This is a genomic window from Actinomadura litoris (assembly GCF_009733595.1).
GTDB classification, from domain to species: Bacteria; Actinomycetota; Actinomycetes; order Streptosporangiales; family Streptosporangiaceae; genus Spirillospora; species Spirillospora litoris.
Map to the genome: position 1 here is coordinate 68,459 of NZ_WOFH01000013.1, position 20,111 is coordinate 88,569.

The 20,111-nt window shown below is 70.7% G+C and carries 21 protein-coding genes; 7 read left to right on the forward strand and 14 right to left on the reverse strand.

All coding sequences use genetic code 11. The features are described from left to right. Positions 1 to 31 precede the first annotated feature (31 nt). From GNZ18_RS31290 to GNZ18_RS31300, 3 genes are all read right to left on the reverse strand, one after another. On the reverse strand, positions 32 to 1,135 hold the full coding sequence (locus GNZ18_RS31290; RefSeq protein ID WP_156220251.1) for an ABC transporter ATP-binding protein: 1,104 nt from the start codon (positions 1,133 to 1,135) through the stop codon (positions 32 to 34). Further along, complete coding sequence (locus GNZ18_RS31295; RefSeq protein ID WP_156220252.1) at positions 1,132 to 2,904, reverse strand: ABC transporter permease; 1,773 nt, start codon at positions 2,902 to 2,904, stop codon at positions 1,132 to 1,134. Before GNZ18_RS31295 ends, GNZ18_RS31290 begins: the two co-directional genes overlap by 4 nt. A 295-nt stretch (positions 2,905 to 3,199) precedes the next feature. Continuing rightward, positions 3,200 to 3,865: a GntR family transcriptional regulator gene (locus GNZ18_RS31300; RefSeq protein ID WP_156220253.1), complete on the reverse strand. Its 666-nt coding sequence runs from the start codon at positions 3,863 to 3,865 to the stop codon at positions 3,200 to 3,202. Between the two features lie 106 nt (positions 3,866 to 3,971). Between GNZ18_RS31300 and GNZ18_RS31305 the strand changes: the two genes are divergently transcribed. From GNZ18_RS31305 to GNZ18_RS31335, 7 genes are read left to right on the forward strand one after another with little or no spacing between them, the layout of a single operon-like run. Beyond that, positions 3,972 to 4,427, forward strand: a complete 456-nt coding sequence (locus GNZ18_RS31305) for a nuclear transport factor 2 family protein (RefSeq protein ID WP_156220254.1) — start codon at positions 3,972 to 3,974, stop codon at positions 4,425 to 4,427. A gap of 13 nt (positions 4,428 to 4,440) precedes the next feature. Beyond that, on the forward strand, positions 4,441 to 5,196 hold the full coding sequence (locus tag GNZ18_RS31310) for an alpha/beta fold hydrolase (RefSeq protein ID WP_156220255.1): 756 nt from the start codon (positions 4,441 to 4,443) through the stop codon (positions 5,194 to 5,196). Positions 5,197 to 5,249: 53 nt separating this feature from the next. Beyond that, a complete protein-coding gene (locus GNZ18_RS31315) occupies positions 5,250 to 6,065 on the forward strand; it encodes a carbon-nitrogen family hydrolase (RefSeq protein ID WP_156220256.1) in 816 nt (271 codons plus the stop codon). Beyond that, complete coding sequence (locus tag GNZ18_RS31320) at positions 6,062 to 6,739, forward strand: DUF2848 family protein (protein ID WP_214615864.1); 678 nt, start codon at positions 6,062 to 6,064, stop codon at positions 6,737 to 6,739. Before GNZ18_RS31315 ends, GNZ18_RS31320 begins: the two co-directional genes overlap by 4 nt. Further along, positions 6,739 to 8,220: a 4-hydroxyphenylacetate 3-hydroxylase family protein gene (locus tag GNZ18_RS31325; RefSeq protein WP_156220257.1), complete on the forward strand. Its 1,482-nt coding sequence runs from the start codon at positions 6,739 to 6,741 to the stop codon at positions 8,218 to 8,220. Before GNZ18_RS31320 ends, GNZ18_RS31325 begins: the two co-directional genes overlap by 1 nt. After that, positions 8,217 to 8,573 carry a cupin domain-containing protein gene (locus GNZ18_RS31330; protein ID WP_214615862.1) on the forward strand — a complete coding sequence of 119 codons (357 nt, stop codon included), beginning with the start codon at positions 8,217 to 8,219 and terminating at the stop codon, positions 8,571 to 8,573. Before GNZ18_RS31325 ends, GNZ18_RS31330 begins: the two co-directional genes overlap by 4 nt. 3 nt (positions 8,574 to 8,576) lie before the next feature. Further along, positions 8,577 to 9,095, forward strand: a complete 519-nt coding sequence (locus tag GNZ18_RS31335; RefSeq protein ID WP_156220258.1) for a flavin reductase family protein — start codon at positions 8,577 to 8,579, stop codon at positions 9,093 to 9,095. 67 nt (positions 9,096 to 9,162) lie between these two features. On the opposite strand, the gene GNZ18_RS31340 is transcribed toward GNZ18_RS31335, so the two are convergent. From GNZ18_RS31340 to GNZ18_RS31390, 11 genes are all read right to left on the reverse strand, one after another. Beyond that, positions 9,163 to 9,516 (reverse strand): VOC family protein, encoded by a 354-nt coding sequence (locus GNZ18_RS31340; RefSeq protein ID WP_156220259.1) that lies wholly within the window; start codon positions 9,514 to 9,516, stop codon positions 9,163 to 9,165. Positions 9,517 to 9,595: 79 nt separating this feature from the next. After that, positions 9,596 to 9,859: a CRISPR-associated endonuclease Cas2 gene (gene cas2 / locus GNZ18_RS31345; protein WP_312874858.1), complete on the reverse strand. Its 264-nt coding sequence runs from the start codon at positions 9,857 to 9,859 to the stop codon at positions 9,596 to 9,598. Between the two features lie 3 nt (positions 9,860 to 9,862). Next, positions 9,863 to 10,843, reverse strand: a complete 981-nt coding sequence (gene cas1 / locus GNZ18_RS31350; RefSeq protein ID WP_156220260.1) for a CRISPR-associated endonuclease Cas1 — start codon at positions 10,841 to 10,843, stop codon at positions 9,863 to 9,865. A 1-nt stretch (position 10,844) separates the two neighbouring features. Next, the gene (locus GNZ18_RS31355; RefSeq protein WP_156220261.1) at positions 10,845 to 11,342 is read right to left on the reverse strand and encodes a CRISPR-associated protein Cas4; all 498 of its coding nucleotides are present in this window, start codon (positions 11,340 to 11,342) and stop codon (positions 10,845 to 10,847) included. Further along, a complete protein-coding gene (cas3, locus tag GNZ18_RS31360) occupies positions 11,339 to 13,747 on the reverse strand; it encodes a CRISPR-associated helicase Cas3' (RefSeq protein ID WP_156220262.1) in 2,409 nt (802 codons plus the stop codon). The genes GNZ18_RS31355 and cas3 overlap by 4 nt, the downstream gene beginning before the upstream one ends. Before the next feature lie 4 nt (positions 13,748 to 13,751). Beyond that, positions 13,752 to 14,396, reverse strand: coding sequence for a CRISPR-associated protein Cas5 (cas5, locus tag GNZ18_RS31365; RefSeq protein WP_156220263.1), 645 nt, complete (start codon positions 14,394 to 14,396; stop codon positions 13,752 to 13,754). 31 nt (positions 14,397 to 14,427) lie between these two features. Continuing rightward, entirely contained in the window at positions 14,428 to 15,471 is a 1,044-nt protein-coding gene (cas7i, locus tag GNZ18_RS31370) for a type I-B CRISPR-associated protein Cas7/Cst2/DevR (RefSeq protein ID WP_312874859.1), read from the reverse strand. Continuing rightward, positions 15,468 to 16,856 (reverse strand): hypothetical protein, encoded by a 1,389-nt coding sequence (locus tag GNZ18_RS31375; protein WP_173390941.1) that lies wholly within the window; start codon positions 16,854 to 16,856, stop codon positions 15,468 to 15,470. The genes cas7i and GNZ18_RS31375 overlap by 4 nt, the downstream gene beginning before the upstream one ends. Before the next feature lie 22 nt (positions 16,857 to 16,878). Beyond that, on the reverse strand, positions 16,879 to 17,562 hold the full coding sequence (locus GNZ18_RS31380) for a CRISPR-associated endoribonuclease Cas6 (RefSeq protein WP_308165841.1): 684 nt from the start codon (positions 17,560 to 17,562) through the stop codon (positions 16,879 to 16,881). 408 nt (positions 17,563 to 17,970) lie between these two features. After that, on the reverse strand, positions 17,971 to 19,041 hold the full coding sequence (locus GNZ18_RS31385; protein WP_156220267.1) for an SAVED domain-containing protein: 1,071 nt from the start codon (positions 19,039 to 19,041) through the stop codon (positions 17,971 to 17,973). Positions 19,042 to 19,374: 333 nt separating this feature from the next. After that, positions 19,375 to 19,704, reverse strand: coding sequence for a hypothetical protein (locus tag GNZ18_RS31390; protein ID WP_156220268.1), 330 nt, complete (start codon positions 19,702 to 19,704; stop codon positions 19,375 to 19,377). Positions 19,705 to 20,111 lie beyond the last annotated feature (407 nt).

Consider the following 20,111-nt stretch of genomic DNA (forward strand, 5'->3'; position numbering starts at 1 on the left):
GCGGCCCGGTGCAGGCGCGGTCAGATCCGGTTCAGGCCCGGAGCAGGACGAGAGCCGAGGGGTCGAGGCGGAGATCGACGGGGTCGCCGACGGCGGAGGGCGGCACCGCCCCGGACGTGGGGACGTGGGCGGACAGCCGGATCGGGCCGTCCGCGCCGTCCGGGCTCAGCGCGTAGTGCACGGCGTCGCCGGAGTAGGCGGCGTCCTCGACCCGTGCGCGCAGCGCGTTCGGCCCGTTCGCGGACGTGCCGGCGATGCTGAGGGCCGAGCCCCGGAAGGCGACGGTGACGCTGTCGCCGGCCCGCACCTGGCGGTCCGAGGACACGTGCAGCTCGCCGGGGAATCCGGTGGGGCGCACGGTGACGGCGTCGCCGTCGGTCCGGGTGACGGTGCCGCCGACCAGGTTGTCGTAGCCGAGGAACCGGGCCACGAACTCGGTCTCCGGGCTCTGGAACACCTCGGCGGGCGTGCCGGTCTGGAGGATCCGTCCGGCGTCCATCACGACCACCCGGTCGGACATGGTGAGCGCCTCGACCTGGTCGTGCGTCACGTACAGCGTGGTGCGCGGGCTCGCCCGGTGGATGCGGCGCAGTTCGGCGCGCAGCTGGGCGCGGCGCTGCGCGTCCAGGTTGGACAGCGGCTCGTCCAGCAGGAGGACGGCCGGGTCGGCCACGATCGCGCGGGCCAGCGCGACCCGCTGCTGCTGGCCGCCGGACAGCGCCATCGCCTGCCGCCGCTCGGTGCCGGCCAGCCCGACGAGGGCGAGCGCGTCCGCGACCTTCGCCCTGATCTGCGCCTTCGGCGTCCTGCGGACCTTCAGCGGGTAGGCGACGTTGCCGAACACGGTCAGGTGCGGCCAGAGCGCGTAGCTCTGGAACACGAGGCCGAGGTTGCGCCGGTTCGGCGGGACGCGGACGCCGCGTCCCGGGTCGGAGACGGTCTCGCCCGCGAGGCTGATCACGCCGCCGTCGGGATGCTCCAGCCCGGCGAGGCAGCGCAGGATCGTGGTCTTGCCGCAGCCGCTGGGGCCGAGCAGGGTGACGAACTCCCCCTCGGCGATGTCCAGCGAGAAGTCGGGGACGACGACGGCCGCGCCGTAGGACTTGCGGACGCCGGTGAAGCGGACCTCGCTCATGCGGAGACTCCTGTGGGGAGGGGCTGCTCGGGCGCGACGAGACCCGGCTCCACCAGGGGGACGTTCCTGCGGGACGCGGCGCGCCGGGCCACCGCGCGGACCGCCGCCGCCACCAGGCCCAGCAGGACGCCGGCGCCGACGGTGAGCGTGAGCAGCGCCGCCGACTGGCCCTGGTTCTGGTCGTTGAAGAACAGGTAGGTCTGCACGGAGACGGTCCGCGTGCCCGACCCGGACAGCACCAGCGGGGCGTCCAGGTTGCCGGTGATCAGGATGGCGGCCAGCAGCCAGCCGGAGAGCAGGCTGGGCAGCAGCAGCCGCACGGTGACCGTGAGCAGGGCGCGCAGGGCGGTGGCGCCCGCGATCCGGGCGGCGTCCTCCAGCTCGCGGTGCAGCTGGGCGATCGCGCCGGAGGCGATCTGCACGGTCACCGGCAGCACGGCGACCACCACGGCGATCATCAGCAGCCAGACCGTCCCGTACAGCTCCCGCAGGCCGGGGACCGTGGCGTACGCCCAGGTCATGGCGATCGCGGCGATGACGCCCGGCATGGCGAGCGGGAGCAGCGTGACACCGCGCAGCACCGCCCCGCTCCGCCGTCCGGCGCGGGCGCCGAGCACGGCCAGCAGGAAGGACAGCGACGCGGCGGCCAGCCCGCCGAGCACCGCGAGCAGCAGCGTGGTCCGGACGACGCCGGGGATCTCCGGGTTGTTGAACAGCGCCGTGTAGTTCTTCGTCGACAGGTCCCCGACCACGCCGGGGAACGGCTGGAACGAGGCGAACACCACCGACCCGAGCGGCAGCAGGACGGCCAGCACCCCGTAGGCCGCGACGAACGCGCCGCCGAGGATGCGGGCCCGGCCCAGATGCCAGACGTCCGTCCGGTACGACTTGCCGGTGACGATGGTGTAGGACCGGCGTGCCAGCACCCGGTGCTGCACCACGGCCAGCAGCACCACGACCAGGGCGAGGCCCAGCGCGATCGCGCTCGCGTCGGCGTACCGGGGCGGGTTGTGCTCGGTCAGCAGGTCGTAGATGCGCGGCGACAGGAACCCGAGATCGGCCGGGGTGCCGAGGATCAGCGGCTCGTCGAACGACTCCAGCCCGCTGACCAGGCCGATCAGGACGACGCTGGACAGGATCGGGGTGAGCAGCGGCAGGTTGATCCGCGAGAAGGTCCGCCACCGTCCCGCACCGGCGGCCGCGGACGCCTCCTCGTGGGTGCGGTCCAGCGCCCGGAACGGTCCAACCAGGTACAGGTAGACGAACGCCGAGGCGTGCAGCGAGGAGACGCACACGATGCCCGGCCAGCTCTCGACGTTCACCACGTGCCCGTCGGTGCCGAGCAGGTCCTGCGCGGCGACGTTGAGCGTCCCGGTGTACTTGTTGGCGAGCAGGTCGTAGGCGATGGCGTAGAACGCGGGTGAGATCAGCACCGAGACCAGCACCATCGGCCGGATCAGCCGGCGCAGCCAGGTGTCGGTCCGCTCCGACAGGAACGCCAGCACGACCGCCAGGGCCACCCCGAGCACGGTGGACAGCACCGCGAGGATCGCCGAGTTGCGCAGCGCGCCGTTCCTGGTGGCCTCCTCGTCGACCCGGCCCAGCGCGTCGGCGCTCCACCCGCCCGGCACCAGCGGCGAGCTGGTTCGAAACGTTCCAACACCGAGCATCACCAGGGGCCAGAGCAGCAGAAGGAACAGCAGCAGGCCGAGCAGGACGACCCCGACGGCGCGACCGGGCGACGTCCGGGCGGCGCGGAACACCCTCATGGACGAGCACTCCTCGCGTCTCTCAGGCCAGAGAACGCCCGTTCTGGGACGAACTTCGCCATGACCATATACCAACTATAACTATAGGAAAACTATGAAATCGGTCGCGACCAGGTGCCGCTGCTCACATACGCCCCCACGCCCCCGGTCCCGGCCACCCTTCCGGCCGCGGAGGAGCCATCGCTCAGCGCCGCCGCGTCCGCCCGCACCCGCTCCGGCACCGGGGCAGTGGGGGAACGCGAAAACGCGGAGGGTCGGCCCTTTCGACCGCCCCTCCGCGCGCCGCGGGATCAGGTCATTCGACCGGTTTGAGGGCTCCGGCCGTTCGCGCGAGGTGGGCGCGTGCCGCCTCCGCCGCGCCCTCGGCGTCGCCGCGCTCGATGGCGTCGACGATGGCGCGGTGCTCCGCGACGACCGCCTCCAGGCGGCGCGGAAGGCTCAGTGCCTCGTAGCCGATCAGCCACATCGCGCCGCGCAGGCCGACCATTGTCGCGTGGGTGCGTTGCAGGCCGAGGATCTGCGTCTGCAACAGGTGGAACCGCTCGTCCAGCGACAGGAACTCGGACTGGTCGCCGGTGGCGGTGAGGGCCTCCTGCGCGTCGATCAGTTCGCGCAGACGGCTCACGTCCTCGCCGGTGGCGCTGTGGGCCAGGCGGCTCGCGGTGAAGCCTTCGAGTAGGGCGCGCAGGTCGAAGATCTCCTGCCGCTCGGCCTCCGACAGCTCTCGGAGCCGGAACCCGCGCTGGGACTCGATGACGATGATCCCCTCGCGGTTGAGGGAGATCAGCGCTTCGCGCACGGGAGTCCTGGACATGCCGAGGGACTCGGCGAGTTCGTTCTCCGAGTACAGCTCCCCGTGCGTGATGAGACCGTCCCGGATCGCCTGCTGTATCTGGAGATAGGCACGCCTGCCCAGGGTCGGTGGACGCTCGACCGCCTCGATGCCGCTCAGCCTCGCCATCGACTCAGCATATCAGGCGTAGCGCATCACGTACTTGTATACTACGTACCAGTTGCAGTAGCGTGCGTCGCGTCACAGTCCATCCCGGCACCAGGAGCGTTCCACGATGGCTCTCCCTGTTGAAGACAAGCTGGCGATCATCGAGCTGTCCAACGCGCAGATGCGGTCGCTCGACGACCACGACGTCGACGCCTGGGTCGGGGCCTGGGTCCCCGACGGCTCGTTCGTCGCCACCTACGGCACGTTCACCGGGCACGACGCGATCAGGGACTTCATCAACGGCCACATCGCCGCGGGCAAGGAGGACGGCGCCCGGCACCTGATGACGAACTACGTCGTCGACGGGGACGGCGACACCGCCACCGCGACCTGCGCGGTCACCAAGCTCCAGGTCGAGAAGCCCCCGTTCGTCATGGCGACGGGCATCTACACCGACATCGCGGTGCGCACCCCCGAGGGCTGGAGGTTCCAGTCGCGCCGGCTCGACATCGACAACGGCGCCTTCGCGCGGGCCAAGGCCGAAGCCGAGGCGCAGGCCGCCGACGCGGCCTCGCGGCGCTGAGAGGAGCGTTCTCGTGACCGAACTCGCAGCGGAGCGGTGGGGGGACTCCGGCCCCCGTGTCGTCATGGTGCACGGGAGCCTGAGCTCGGCCGCCGCCGCCTTCGGCGAGCAGCGGGTCCTGGCGGACCGGTTCCAGATCATCGCCCCCTACCGCCGGGGGTACAGTCCCAGCCCGGGCACGGAGCGCATCGACCCCGACCGCGACGCGGGCGAGATCGTCGAGCTGCTCGGCGACGGCGCCCACCTCGTCGGGACGTCCATGGGCGGCGTCGTCGCCATGCGGGCCGCCGCGCTGGCGCCGAAGAAGGTCTGGTCGCTGACGGTGGTCGAGCCGCCCGCGATGCCCAACGGCGCCGGCCGGCCCGCGGCGGACCGGCTCATCGCGGCACTGCGCGACCACTGGGCCGCGGCCGACGGCACCGATCTCGCGTCCTTCGCCGACGGCTTCCTCAAGGTGCTCGGCGTCGACCTGCGGCTGCCGTCGCCGCTTCCGCCGCCGCTCGCGGAGGCCGTCCGCAACCTCACGACCGAACGGCCGTGGGAGACGGGCGCCCCCGCGGAGGAGCTCGCGCGGGCCCCGTTTCCCAAGCTCGTGGTCACGGGCGGCGGGACGCCCGGCTTCGAGGACGTCGCCGACGCCCTGGCCGAGGCGTTGCCGGCCGAGCGCGTCCTGTTCGAGGGGAGCCCGCACGCGGTGCAACGGATCGGCCGGCGGTTCAACGAGCGACTCCTCGCCCATCTGGAAGCCGCGGGAATCCCGTCGGCGTAAGCCGCTCACGTGGGCCGAGGCCGATATCGGTACCGCCCGGAAAGGAAGGGTCGATGCGCGTAGCGCTCCTCCAGGTCGCCAGCCCCGATGACGAATCCGTGGCCGATCGGCTGCGTCGGGTCGGCGATGCCGTCCGCCATGAAAGCGGTTTGGGCGCGACCGACCTTCTGGTGCTGCCCGAACTGTGGAACGTCGGCTATTTCGCCTTCGACGAGTACGGCGCGCGGGCCGAGCCGCTGGCGGGCCCGACGGTCACGGCGGCCCGCGCATGGGCGACGGACCTCGGCCTGTATGTGCACCTGGGCAGCATCGTGGAGGTCGACGAAGCCCGGCGGCTGCACAACACCTCGGTGGTGATCGCCCCCGACGGGTCGGTGCTGAGCACGTACCGCAAGGTGCACGTCTTCGGTTACGGCTCGCGCGAACAGGAGCTCCTGACCCCGGGCGCCTCCGTGTCCGTCGACCCAATCGCCGGCATGCCCACGGGCATCACCACCTGCTACGACCTCCGGTTTCCCGAGCTCTACCGGAGCCTGGTCGACCAGGGCGCGGAGTCGGTGGCCGTCTGCGCCGCGTGGCCCGCCGGACGCCTTGAGCACTGGCGGCTGTTCACCACCGTGCGCGCGGTGGAGCAGCAGGCGTACCTGGTGGCGTGCAACGCCGTCGGCGAGCAGCACGGCGTGCTCCTCGGCGGCCGGAGCCGCGTCGTCGACCCCTGGGGACAGGTGCTGGTCGAGGCCGGCACCGAGGAGGGGTTCACCTTCGCCGACCTCGACCCCGACCTGCCCGAGCGCGTGCGCGCCGAGTTCCCGGCGCTGGCGGATCGCCGCTGGCCCGCCGTCCCGACGACGCAGGAGAGATACGCGTGACCACCGCGACCACCAGGCTCCGGCTGCGGACCGACGCGGGGGACGAGCTACCCTTCGCACCGTCCCACCTCGTCGTGGCCGGATACACCGGCCGTGACCTGGACGCCGTCCGGCGCCACATCGAGGAGCTCGCCGCGATCGGCGTCCCCGAGCCGGACGGCGTCCCGGCCTTCTACGAGATCGCCGTCGACCGGCTGACCACCGACGCCTCGATCACGGTGGACGGGAGGTCGACCTCGGGCGAGATCGAGCCGGTCCTCCTGCGCGCCGGAGGCCGCCACTACCTCACCGTCGGCTCCGACCACACCGATCGCGAGCTGGAGCGCCAGGACGTCCACCTGTCCAAGGCGGCCTGCCCCAAGCCCATCGCGTCCACCGTGATCGACCTCGGCGACGACCCGGCCGCGGTCGCCTGGGACGACATCGTCGCCCGCAGCTGGGTGGACGGCACCCCCTACCAGGAGGGCACCCTCGCCCAGATGCTGCCGACCGGCCAGGTGCTCGCCGAGTGGGACCGGCGCGGTGCCGGCGGCACCGCCCTGGCGCTCTTCGGCGGCACGATGCCGCTGCTGGACGGCGGCTTCCGCTACGGCACGGACTGGCGCATGCGCCTCCAGGTCCCCGGCCGCGCCCCCCTAGAACTGGCCTACTCCGTCACTGTAAGGAATGGATGATGCGCACCAGCACCGACTATCTGGCCTCGCTCGACGACGGCCGCCGCGTCATCGTCGACGGCGCCCCCGTCGGACACGTCGCGAGCCACCCCGCGTTCGCTCCGATCGCCCGCACCATCGGCGGCCTCTTCGACCTGGCCGCCGACCCCGCGAACGGCATGCAGGTCGTGGACGAGGCGTCCGGCCGTCCGGTCAACCGGCTCTTCCTGCCCCCGCGCGGCCCGGAGGACCTCCGGGCCTTCCGCGCCGCCGCCCAGGTCTGGGCCGACCACACCCACGGCTGGGTGGGCCGCTCCCCCGACCACGTCGGGGCCTTCGTCGCCGCGTTCTCCGCCCATCCCGAGGCGTTCGCCGAGGAACGCGGGCTCCGCGGCAACGTCCTCGCCTACCACCGCCGGATCGTCGAGAACGACCTCTACGTGTCCTATGCGATCATCCCGCCGCAGGTCTCCCGGGCCACCACCGCGCACGCATGGGAGGGCGACTTCATCCAGGTCGGGGTCAAGGAGGAGCGCGTGGACGGCATCGTCGTCCGCGGCGCCCAGATGCTCGCCACCGGCGGCGCGGTCGCCGACGAGATCCTGGTCTCCTGCATCAAGCCGCTCCAGCCCGAGGACGAGGACTTCGCGGTCAGCTTCACCGTCCCGGTGAACGCCTCCGGCCTCGCCCTCTACTGCCGCCGCCCCTACGCGCCCGGCGCGACCAGCGGGTTCGACTACCCGCTCAGCTCGCGCTTCGACGAGAGCGACGCGCTGCTCGTCTTCGACGACGTGTTCATCCCGTGGAAGGACGTCTTCGTCTACAAGGACGTCCCGGGGCTGCGGAAGCAGTTCTTCGACACCGCCGCCCACGTGCTCGGCAACTGGCAGGCGCAGATCCGCTTCGCCACCAAGCTGAACTTCCTCGCGGGCATCGCCCGCAAGGTCGCGGCGGTGAACGGCGTCGACAGGTTCCCCGGCGTGGTCGAGAAGCTCGGCGAACTCGCCGGCCTCGTCTCCGTCGTCGAGTCCGGTGTGCTCGCCGCCGAGCACACCGCGGCGCCCGACGCCCAGGGCCTCTGGCGCCCCGGCGCCGCGTCGCTGTACGGCGCGATGGGCCTCCAGTCCGAGATCCACCCGCGGGTCATCGGCATCGTGCGCGACCTGGTCGGCGGGGGCGTCCTCCAGGTTCCCTCCAGCGTCCACGAACTGCTCAACGCCGGCACCCGCGAGGACATGGAACGCTACGTCAGCAGTCCCGGCGTCTCCTCGGTGGACCGGGTCAAGCTGTTCAAACTCGCGTGGGACGCGGTGGGCAGCGAGTTCGCCGGACGGCACCAGCAGTACGAGCTGTTCTACGCCGGCGCCCCGTTCGTCGTGAAGGGCTACGCGTTCCGCAACTTCGACTACGACACCCCGGTGCGCACGGTCGAGGAGTTCCTCGCGTCCTACGACGCGCCCGGACTGCCCGTCGCGGACCTGAAGGAGGAGGCGCCGGCGTGAGCAAGCCCGAGTACGAGTTCTTCCCCGTGACCGACGTCGAGTTCACGGTCTGCCCCGGCGACGACCCGCTCATCACCGAACGGATCCTGAGCAGGGACCCCGAGAGCGGCGTGGCCACCCGGATCCTCCGCTACGCCCCGGGCGCGGACTCGACGCCGATGGGCGTGCAGAGGCATGACTTCTGGGAAGAGGTCTACATCCTCGAAGGCTCGTTCGTGGACCTGACGCTGAACCGGACGTTCTCCGCGGGCGAGTACGCGTGCCGTCCGCCGGGCATGCCGCATGGTCCCTGGCGTTCCGAGCAGGGCGTCCTGACCTTCGAGGTCCGCTACCCGGCAGGCGGTAAGGAGTAGGAGATGACCACGGCACCGTCACTGATCGACCCGCTGCTGATGCGCCAGACCATGGGCAGGTTCGCCACCGGCGTCGCCGTGGTCACCACCGAGTTCGACGGCGTCCCGCACGGTATGACCGTCAACTCGCTGACCTCGGTCTCCCTCGACCCGCCGCTGCTGCTCGTCTGCTTCAACCACGGCGCCCGCAGCGTCGAGGCCGTGACGACCGCAGGCGGATTCGTCGTGAACGTCCTCTCCCGGCGGCACCAGGAGATCGCGCTCCGCTTCGCCCGGCGGGGAGAGGACCACTTCGCCGGACTCGGCCTGGAGTACGAGGGCCACCGCGTGCCCGTCGTCCCGCAGGCACTGGCCCACCTCGAATGCGACCTGGAGCGCACCGTCGAAGCGGGCGACCACACGGTCGTGTTCGGCGCGGTGACCGGCGTCTGCACCCGCGAGGGCGATCCGCTCGGCTTCTACGGCGGCCGGTTCAGCGACATCGTCCCGCACGGCCAAGCCCTGGACCCCTGGTTCTTCTGACCCACCCGGCGCGGAGAGGCGCGCCGTCACGCGCGTGCCGCGCGGTTGCCGGGCCATGGTCGAGCGGTCAGGCGGGCTGCCACAACTCCACCCGGTTGCCCTCCGGGTCGGTGACCCAGCCGAACCGGCCGACACCTTCCATGTCCTGCGTTTCCTCCGCCACGTCCGCTCCCTTGACGCGCAGTTGCGCGAGCATCGCGTCCAGGTCGCGGACGCGGAAGTTGAGCATGGCCTGCTGGGTGCGGGACCCGAAATAGTCGGTCTCGGACTCGAACGTCGCGAATACCGTCGGCCCGTCATCCTGGCGCCACAGGCCGTTGTTGTCCGTGTCCAAACCCAGGCAATCGCGATACCACGCGTTGAGGGCCGCCGGGTCGGCGGCCCTCATGAAGTACCCACCGATTCCAAGCACACGTTCCATGCCGCGGATTGTGCCAGCAACGGCGATCGGACGGGCGGAAGCCACGAGAAAACGTTTGGCTTCCGCTCTATGGCGAGCCCTAGAGGATGTCGGTGGGGGCGGGTTCGGCGGCGCCCCAGGCGTGGCGGACGGGGGTTGTTCCTGGTGGGAAGGTGTAGACGATGACGTTGTCGTAGGTGAGGTCCAGGAGGGTTTCGACCTCTGATTGGAAGCGGCGTAGTTGGGCCTGGGTGACCTGGCCTTCGAAGACGCTTCGCTGGACGTGGTGCAGGTACTTGCGGCAGGTTCGCAGGATGCGGGGGTTCCGCTCGGCGGCGGTGTCGTAGACGACGATGACGTGCACGGTTCACCACCAGATCCGGAAGGGTTTGTAGGGGGTGCCTTCGAGGCATCGCCGGGTGAGGGCCAGGGCGTCGAGGTAGAGCAGTTCGTCGTAGGCGACGGGCCGGTTCAGGGTGCGGTGGGCGACGGTGACGGACAGTTCGTCGCGGACGGCCTGGACGACCAGTTTGCGCCCGGTTTCGCTGAGCATGGCCTGGTTGGCTCCGCTGTCGAAATGGTGCTCCTTGAGTTGGTTCCGTTTGCTCATCCGCAAAAGCAGGCGCTCGGCGAAGAGGGGCCTGAACATCTCGGAGATGTCGAGTACCAGGGAGTGGCGCTGGCGTTCCATGCTGCTGTGCAGGAAGGCGATACCGGTGTGCAGGGGTGTCAGGCGCAGGGCCGTGAGGGTTCGGGCGTAGGTGATGCCGTTCACGTAGCTGACGAACGCGTTGCCGGCGTTCTTGGGCGGGCGGCGGCTGCGGCCGCGGAGTTGGAGCCAGCCGAGGAGTTCGGTGTCGAGGACCTCCCATGCCGATCGGCGGAAATTGCCCTCGATGCCCATGAGGCGGGCGGAGCTCTCGGCGGCTTCGAGTTCCTTCCGCAGGACGTCGTAGGGGTGGGCGAGGAGCTTCCGGTCGATGACGCGGCGGACGTTGAAGGCAGTGGAGGCGACGATGGCGCGGGCGACCTGGAGTGCGGCCTCGGGGTCCTCGGCCAGCCGGGCCTGGGCGAGGACGGTCTCGCCGGACGTGCTGGTGTCGGAGATGAGGAGCGATCCGGCGTAGTCGCCGTAGTGGCTCAGGAAGTGGACGTTGACGCGGTGGCGGTTCAGGAGCGCGATGACCGAGGTGTTGATGTCGGTCTCGGCGCAGGCGACGATGTCGCGGACGTCGGTGATCGGGATGTGGACCTTGCCGGTGCCCTCGCGCTCGATGACGAGCGACTCGTCCTTGCGGCGAATGCGGCAGGGGCCGGTGAGCCAGTAGGTGCGTGCGGCGGCGGGCATGTCATTCCGTCCAGCAGTAGTCGGTGTAGCCGCAGCCCCGGCAGGCCGAGCGTGCCAGGCGGGTGGGTGAGGTGCTCTCGGCGGCGACGGCGAGGACCTGGGCGATGTCGGCCTGGGCCAGCCGGGCGGCCTCCGGTGTGTAGGGATGGCGGTGGGTGCGGCGGGTTCTGGGGTAGTGCAGGATCGCGCCTTGGGCGTCGATGCCGATGTGTTCGAGCCGGTAGCAGTAGTGCCGCCCCTGGGCCTCGTCCGCGGGGGTCGGACGGGCCGATGACTTGACCTCGTGGACCCAGCGCCGGCCGTCGATGAAGTCGAGTCTGGCGGCGCCGAGGTCGACCGGGCCGCGGCGGGTGTACGAAGTCTCGTGTACGGCCTCGCCGAGCCGCACGCTGCCGCTCAGATGTTCGGGGCGGACCCCGCGCAGGTAGAGCCACAGTTGGCGGCGGCAGTGGTAGAGGTATTTGATGTGGACGCCGCCGACATCCTCGGCCTCGATCAAAGGATCTCACCCGGTTCGTATTTTTCATGTGGATCGGGATGGATGGCCCGTAAGCCTAGGTGTTCGTCGTAGTCGCCTTCTACGACGCATATCTTGAGGCGTTTGTCATAGCCGCCAAGGGATGTGCACCATGACGGGACGGGGATGAGGTACTGGTCGGCGTGCAGGCGGGAGACCGCCTTGTCGTCCGCCTGCTCCAAGGAAGTCCTGTAGTCGTCATGGTCTTGCCGAAGAATCACTTCGGATCCTTCGAATTGGCGGTCGAACACCTCTGCGAGGTGGGAGCGGTCGTCGAAGGGGTGCGAGAATTCCAGGAACGCAGCTTCGAACTCCCGGCGGTGGTATTCGACCCTTTCGGCCCAGGTGCGGCCCCAGGGGCCGGCGTAGATCTCGTCGAGCCACCCGGTGATGACCTGTTCGTCGATGGTCCGGCCGTCGTGGCGGGTGAGGATGTCCCAGCCGTGCAGGGTGGGCTCGGCCTCGTAGACGCCGTCGGCCCACAGCTCGCCGCCGCGGGTGGCATAGGCGGGCTGGTGGACGACCACCGGGACGGGTGCCAGGGCGCCGAGCCTGTTGGCTCTGCCGAACCGCTGGACGAGGGCTTCCAGGTCGGCGGCCGAGGTGTGGCAGGAGTCCAGGTCGAGGTCGAGGGAGACTTCGAGTGCCTGGGTCCCGACCAGCAGGCCCGGTCGGCGGGGCGTTCCGCTGGCGAAGCGTTTCCGAACGGCGGTCTCGATGGCGGTCCGGTCCATGCGGCGGTAGCGCGAGTGCAGTAGGTGAGCGGAGCCTTCGCCGTGGAGTTCTACGCAGAAGGGACCGAGGGCTTCGTAGAGGCCGATCGCATCGCGGATGTTGTTCGCGACGACGAGAACGGATTGGCCGTCGGTGAGTCGTTGACGTATCTCGGCGAGAGACCTCTCGTCCGTGAGGTGGGCTTGGCGGGTGTGCAGCCGGTGACGGACGGGAGGCTGGAGCTCCGCCGGCGGTTGGACCAGGGTCGTCCGGCCGTCCAGGGCTCGGGTGACCAGGTCGGCGAGGGCGGTGGGCATGGTCGCGGAGAGCACGGCGACGCGTCCGCCGATGCGGTGCCAGAAGCCGAGGATGGCGAGGATCATGCCGAGGCGGCGCGGGTCGTAGGCGTGCAGCTCGTCCAGGATGAAGACCGAGTTGGCGCTGTCGGTGAGGATGCTGGAATGGACGGGCCCCGCCAGCGCGCCTCGGAGGAGTTGGTACGGGGTGCCGATGCGCAGGAGTTCGCGGAAGTTCTTGGTGGCCTCCGCGCGGGAACGCGCTTTGGCGGCGGCGTCGGTGAGGTCGGTGTCATCACCGGCGCATCCGTCGGAAAGGGACCGGGCGAGGTGGTAGGAGGCCGCCTTGGAATGAGCGACGCCGATTCCGTCGGGTGAGTGCAGGTCTTCGGCGAGGCGACCGGTCATGGCGTTGATGCTGGCCAGGTAGGGCAGTAGGTAGAAGACCCGGGGATTTCCGTTCGTGCGGGCTGCCAGGTCGTCGATCTGGGTGGTCGCCCACAGGAGAACCGCTTCGGTTTTGCCGCTTCCCGTCCAGGAACGCAGGAGGAGGTTGCCGAGGGTGTCGGCGGCCTGTCGTTGCTGCGGGCGCAGGGCGTGGCCTTTGCCGGCGAGACGCTCCGCCAGTCGGGCGGGATAGTTCTCGTTCAGCGGGTTCCGGGCGGCCAAGGGCGCGTGCGCGGAGGACAGGTGGTCGGCCATGGTGACCGCACCCAGCAGCAGGACGGCCGTCGTGCCGCCGGCGTCGCCGGGCGGGAGTTCCCATTCCCAGCGGTCCATGACGTTCTGGAATTGCCGATGGGCGGCGTCTGCCAGTTGCCGGATGTCATGGGCCGGGACAGTTTCGGGGAACGGCAGCCGGTAGCGGCGGCCGGTGGCGTGCAACCATTCCATGAGTGCGGTGAGGCGTTCCGGGGACGCGGGTGTGAACCTGCCGGCGAAGTCCTCGGGGCGGTCGTCGGCGTACTGCGTGAACAGCGGCAGCTTGGACGCCCTTTCCAGACCCGAGGTGAAAGGGCGGTGATGACCGGCCACCACCGCCGCCACACGGTCACGTTGCTCGGCGGGCAGGTCGGCCAGGAGCAGGCGCACGAATCCCAGGGACAGCACTTCGTGCCGTTCACCCCAGACGACCGGCTTCTGCCGGGCGAGGTTGCCGATCATCCCTTGGAAGCCGTCCGGCACCTTGCCCGCGTCGTGGAGCAGCGCGGCGAGCGCCGCCGACGTCCAGAATTCGGGTGGCATGCCGGGGATGTCACCCACCCGGGCGCGGATCACCCGCACGGCGTCCAGGGTGTTGAGCAGATGGCTGGTCAGCAGCTCGCCGGGGACTCCCGGCCTGGGCGAACTCTTCGCTCTGAGGTCCGTCACGGCCATGGTCTCAGGTGCTCCGGTCCGGATGGACGGGTGGGAGGAGCGCGAGGGCCTGCCCGCCCCCGGTGGCGAGGCCGGCGTCGATCTCGGTGCGCGCGCCGCCCGGGTCGTACCGGTAGTCGTCCCAGGTGAAGCGGGCGCGGTCGGCGGAGATGGCGGTGGTGAGCCGCATCGCCGTGCCGGTCGCGTTCGGCAGGCCGAACGGGACGACGGCGTGGTTCTGGCGGCCGGTGGACGTGGTCAGCTCGACGCGGCGGGCGGTGGTGGCGACCAGGTCCTGGCTGCGTCCGAGGCGCAGCGGCCAGACCGGGCGGCGGATCGCGCGGGCCCACAGGCCGATGTCCTCGGTGAGCCAGACCGTCAGCGTGACGAGGGCCAGGAAGTCGCGGTCCTTGATGGTGGCGTTGGTCGTGGTGCCGGGGCTGCCGAGCGGGTGGTAGGTCTCCAGGTCGCGGCCCGATCCGGCGGCGTGGAAGGTCATGGCGAACCGGGTGTGCGGGGGGACACGGTCCCATCCTCCGGCGGCCGCGGCCAGCATCCCGCCGACGGTGGACGGCGGCGGGCAGGGCAACCCGATTTGCAGCCCGTCATAGAGGGGGTTGCGAAAGCTGACGACCGGAGCCGTGACGGTCACTTCCAGGGCTTCGGACATGGGCGTACTCCAAGCGGACGGCGCGGGCGCGCTATCGCGGGTCGTCGAACCAGTGGTCGTGGTCGCCGCGTTCGATCTCGTCGGCCAGGGTGTTCAGGACGGTCCGGGGGTGCCCGAGGACGAGCCGCCCCTCCTTGATCAGGTCGGCGAGGTCGCTGCCGGCGCGGTCGCGCTGGCTGCCGAGGAACCCGGGAGCCCACCCGACGCGTACCGGGCCGTCCAACTCGTCGGCCCACGCCTCGATCTCCTCGCGCAGGACGTCGGCGTCGAAGTGGGTCGCCTTCTCGCGCTCCCGGACGACCCGGGTGAACGGGTTGGTCCCGCCCTTGACCGGCGCGAGGATCACCAGGCCGGGCGTCCGGTCGCCGTAGTGGGCGGACCGCTTGGCACCGCCCTTGACCACCGTCATCGTCCGCAGCAGCACCGCGATCCGGCGGCGCCGCTCCTCGATCGGCAACCGCACGCACCGCACGTCGCGCAGGACGACCTCGCTGCCGCCCCGCTCGACCACCTCCTTCGCCAGGCCGCCGGGCAGCGCGGCCTTGGTCGTGCTGCCGCCGGTCTCGAAGGTTCCGGCGCGCGGCAGGTCGAGGAGCAGGTCGCCGGCCAGGTCGGCGGTGTACATCTCGTGCTCGTGGATGACGGGGTTCGTCCCTGGCCCGAAGTCGCGGCTCATCGTGCCGAAGTCCATGACCGGGTTGCCGGGGACGACCGAGACCAGGGTGCCGGTCGCCAGCACCGTGTCGCGCATGAACGTCTGCGACCTGCCCGCCTCGTCCGCCCTGACCGCGATCATGTAGCCGAACAGGTCGTCGTCCAGGTAGAGGTCGGGACGGCCGCGCGTGTACGCCTGCTGCTTCTTCCCCTCCCCGCTGCGGATCACCGGCGAGGTCGGCTCACCGGCGGGCAGGCTGTCACGCAGCCACCGGCGTCCTGCCTGCGCGGACACATACGGATACCTGTCCCCCCGGCCGGTCGAGAACTTCTTGACCATGCCCCGGTTGTCCTCGCCCCGCCCGTTGTTGGGCGCACCGGCCTTGATCTGGAGAACCTGCTGCCCCACCAGGAACGTCACCGCTGTACCCCTTCCTCCTGGCCGCCGCCGACGGCGTCGACCAGTTCCTTGATCTCCTGGAGTTCCTCCTGCGGGCCCTTCGGCTCCCATCCCGCCTCGGCCAGCGCCTCCAGCACCGCGAAGACCAGCAGCCGCCGCCAGGACCAGGACCGCTCGTCCTCGAACAGCAGCCGGTAGTCCCGCACCGGCAGCAGGACGGGCGGGGTGTCCTTCGGCCGCTCGAAAAGGAGCCAGTCCACGCCCTTGGAGCGGAACCAGCCGTGCAGGTTCCCGCCCTTGCCGTTGGCCTGGATGAATTCGCGGAACGGCCCTCGGCGACTGTCCTGCCCCAGCAGGGCGGCCAGACGGCGGGCCAGTTCCCTTATCCGCTCGACGTCCTTGTCGTCCATGGTCAGTACCTCACGGCAGTAGGCGTAAAGGAGTGGGCCCAACACGGTCGTTTCGGCGGGAACCAGGGCCGCCGCCGAGATCTGCTTCAGCACATGTCCGATCGCGAAGTCCAGAACCTGCGCCGGACGGGTGAAGGCGCGCTTCGCCAGAAACGCCTCTCCCGGAACCTGCTTCGTCCCCTGGGTCGCTACCAGCACCGGATACGCGGCACTGCGCTTGGGGTTCTTGTTGGTGGACCGGAGGAACTCCGCGACCGGCTGGCTCAGTTCCTGCGTGGCGAGCAGTTGCTCCTTGTTGGAGTTGGACAAGACGATCAGCTCCACACCGGAGGTGATCCGCTGGCCGTAGACCCGCACGGCTTGCAGCACCCACAGCTCACGTGCGTACGGGCCGGGCTTCTGCTTCTCGGACGGCCCGGCGGAGGCCTGACGCAGGGTCCGCGTGACCGTCGTCGCGGTCATCCTCGCCAGGAAATCGTCGTCCCAGGAATGCATCAGCGCGGCCCGGCCGCCCGACAGCGACGCCCCGTACGGGAAGGCCCACAGGCTCGCGACGCACGGGTAGCACAACGGCGTGCCCTCGTGACCTGGCGCGGTGGTGTTGCGGTGCGCGGCGCTCGCGCCCAGAGGGATGTCGACCTTTCCGTACCAGTCGCAGGCCGGGCGTCCGCAGTACGCGCACGGCGCCCCCGGCCATCCCGCCGGATCCGGATACGCCCGCCACTCCCGGATCAGCCGGTCGCGCTCCGAAAAGGACTGCTTCCCGCGTGCGGTCGGGTTCAGCTTCGAATTCGGCCACAGGAGGTAACTGGCGCCGAGCCAGAATCCGCCGGGATCCGCCGCCTTCGCCACCTTGACCGTCTCCAGGAGATGGCCTGTCATCCGTCCGACGGCGTCGTGGAGGACCTCACCTGACACCTCACGTGGGTGCCCCGCCTTGGCGAGTGCCGCCAAGGCGAACGCCCCTACGCGCTGCAAAGGGCTCGCGGTCAGCACCAGGGCCGGGTTCGAGGCGGTGTCAGGCACCGATCCAGCCCATGCCGGTGCTGTTGGCCTGTCCGAGCCCCCACGAGTGCAGGGCCGAGAGCGTCTCCGGCGCGCCGGACACCATCACCTCGACCCTGGCGCCCGGCTTCTTTCCGCCGCCGCCGCTCCCCACCGCGAAGGAGCGCTTCGGCCCGATCCAGCCGACGCTTTCGAGGGTGACCTCCGGATCCAGGCCGAGGGTCGCCGCCTTGCGCCGCAGATTGCCCTGCATGTAGACGTCCCACTCGGGCTCGCCCGGAAGGCACCACGACTGCCGGTGCGTGCGGGCGCCGGAATCATCCCGTCCGGAGCTCTTCATCACCACCGGCGTCTCGGTGCGGAAGACGGCCTTCCCCGACTCGAACCTCGGCGCCTCGACCGGCTCGACGCCGTCGACGATGAACGCGGTCGCTCCCCAGGCCAGCACGGGGATCGACGCCAGCGCGGCCGCCCACCCCTCGACCACCGCGACCAGCGGGCTGCCGAACTCCACGATGCCGGGGCCGTCCGCGGCGTAGACGCCACGCCGCCGCCGCGCCGCGGGGAACACCGGGGCGCCGTACCCGAACGGAGCGAGCCCGAGCGGACCCCACCCGTTCGCGTGGAGGGCCTTCCCCAGCTCGGGGGCGCCCCGCTCCAGCAGCGCATACGACAACGCCCGGCCAGGCGCCAACACCTCCTCCCACGGAAGCTCCCGGGCCCCCGTATGAACAGTTACTCGCAAACGCATCAAATCGGTCCTTTCTCGCGAACAGGAGACATGAACTTCAGGAGGGACTGATGGACGACGTTTTGTCAGACCCCCGTGCGAGCGTGGATCCCGGCTCTTCGACCACGTCGCGGGACGTTACGCGGCCCCCGGCGCGCACGATGGGCCTTCAATAAACTCGATCACGACATCGCCTGTCCGAATGTGGCCTGGCGCGCGGGAGTGGATATGCTGACCTGGGAGATCGACCCACTCGAACGGTATTTGCCGGGGTCGCAACTGATCGAGTTTTTTGTCGGATTCGTCCGCAGGCTCGCGCTCATCGCCCCTCAGAGGGGTCACCACAAATCCCCACTTTTAGTGAAATCCAGACCTTTACGCGCTATCGGATGGGAAGGGCGTATAGGTGCTGGAGGCGTTGTCGAAGTCGAAGGCCGTCCAGCGGTCGGGCTGGATGTGCGCGAGCCGGGCGCCGAGGGCGATGGAGACGGCGACCGGCCCGGTGAGGAAGGCGGAGTGCCGCCCGGTGCGGGCCGCCGCCGGCAGGGCGGCATCCCGCCACGCACGGCAGACCTGCTCCACGATCGCGGTGTAGGTCTCGGCGGTCTCGTCCAGCAGGCCGGTGGTGTGCCGGCGGAGGAGCAGCAGGTTGCCGATCCCGTGCTCGCGGCAGGCGGCGCGAACGGGCTGGACGAAGTCGGCACCGAGGTTCTGCAGGTCCACGGCGAGCGCCGCACGCGACTCGTCCCCGCCCCCAATGGCTTCCACCGGCTCCACGGTGAGAGGTTCGGTCGTGAGCGGGCCCTCCCGGAGACTGATCGCCGCGAAATAGGACGGGTCGCCGTCCCCCTGCCGGACCGCGTGGACGACGATCTCGCGAGGGTGGGTGTGGCCGATCCTGGCGCCGAACCGGAACCCGGCCGGCAGCGGCATCGTCGGGATCACGTTGACGCGGGTGGCGCCGCTGACCAGCCGTTCCGCGATGCCCGCCGCCGCGAGCGTCTCGTCGGCGAGCGCGTCGACGCCCTCCGCGGGCCACGGCCGGGTCTCGGAGAGCGCGAGCCGGGTCCGGACGGTGACCGAGCAGGTCCGCCGGCTGTACTCCACGGCCTTGTTCTCCAGCGCCGCGGCGCGCGTGGCGCCGCGTCCGCTGTCGGACGCGGTGACGACGAGCCCGATCCGGGTCCTGCCGGACGCGCGGACGCGCAGCCACCCGCCGAGCCCCAGACAGGCGAGCCCGGCGAGGCAGCCGAGCACGAACCACCCGCGTCCGGCCGGGGCTCCCGTCATGATCGACTTGGCGGCCTCGATACCGAACCCGCCCGCGCCCGCACCACCGAGTCCGCTCCAGGTGGCCCCGTCGGTGATCACGCGGTGGGTCCGCGACGGGGTCGCGGCGGGCCCCCCGACCACCGTCATCGTCGGTGCGTTCGTTGTCTCGGTCATCGCGCCTCGCCTCCGTCGCCGTGGACGCGACGTACTGATGGACGGAGGCCGCACCCAGGGCCCGCTGCGGCGCCGGCGCCGTGCAACGGCTCGGGCGGCCACCGTTCTGGTGCCAGGGAGACCCACGGGGACGGACCGTGCGTCCCGGGGGCCGAAGTCGGTCACCGTCGGTGTTCGGCGGAAGGCGGTCGATCGGCGCGTTCAGCACGCCGCTCTGAACGACCGTCGGGGCCCGTCGCGGGTCCGTCCATCAGTCCCTGTCGATGGTGCCGGTGAGAAGGGGCGCGGGGTGGACGTGTACGCGGTCGTGTTGAGCACGGCGGGCAACCAGAACTACATCTTCGGGTCGAACAAGCGTCGCGAGAACGTCGGCGCTTCGCATCTGATCACCTGCGTCGAGGGCGAGTGGCTCGACAGAGCCCTGGCGGAGGTGGGGGCGCCCGGCGTGGACGGCCGCGAGCAGCGCGTCGAGGAGCACGGCATCGAGGTGGTGACCGCGAACGCGGGCGGCGTGACGATGCTGGTCAGGGACGAGAACGTCGGCAGGAAGGTCGTCGGGATCATCACCGGGGCGGCCTTGCGCGAGGCGCCGGGCCTGGACGTGTGCGGTGCGGTCAGCGAGGCCGTCACATGGGGCGACACCGAGGTGGTCGCCCGGTGCATCGCGGACGCCCGGGAGCTTCTCGTGGTCGCCCGAGCGGGCAGGCGCGGGCCGAGGCTGCGGTTTCCCGGCGTGCCGATCGCGGCGCGGTGCGGGTCCAGCGGGCTTCCGGCTCGCGGTGTCGTCGAGTTCCCCGAGGGCGGGCCGCCCCCGGGCAGACGGCCTCCCGCGGCAGGAGAGCGGCCTGTGGAAGAACAGCCGCTCATGCAAGGGCGGCTGCTGGCTGAGGGACGGCCACCTGCGGAAAAGCAGCCGTCCATAAAAGCGCGGCCACTCACGAAACGGCAGTCCCCTGCGGAGGAGCGGCCGCCTGCGGAGGGGCAGCCGCTCACGGAACGGCAGTCGCCTATGGAGGGGCGGCCGCCTGCGGACGGGCGGCCACTCACGGAACGGCAGTCGCCTATGGAGG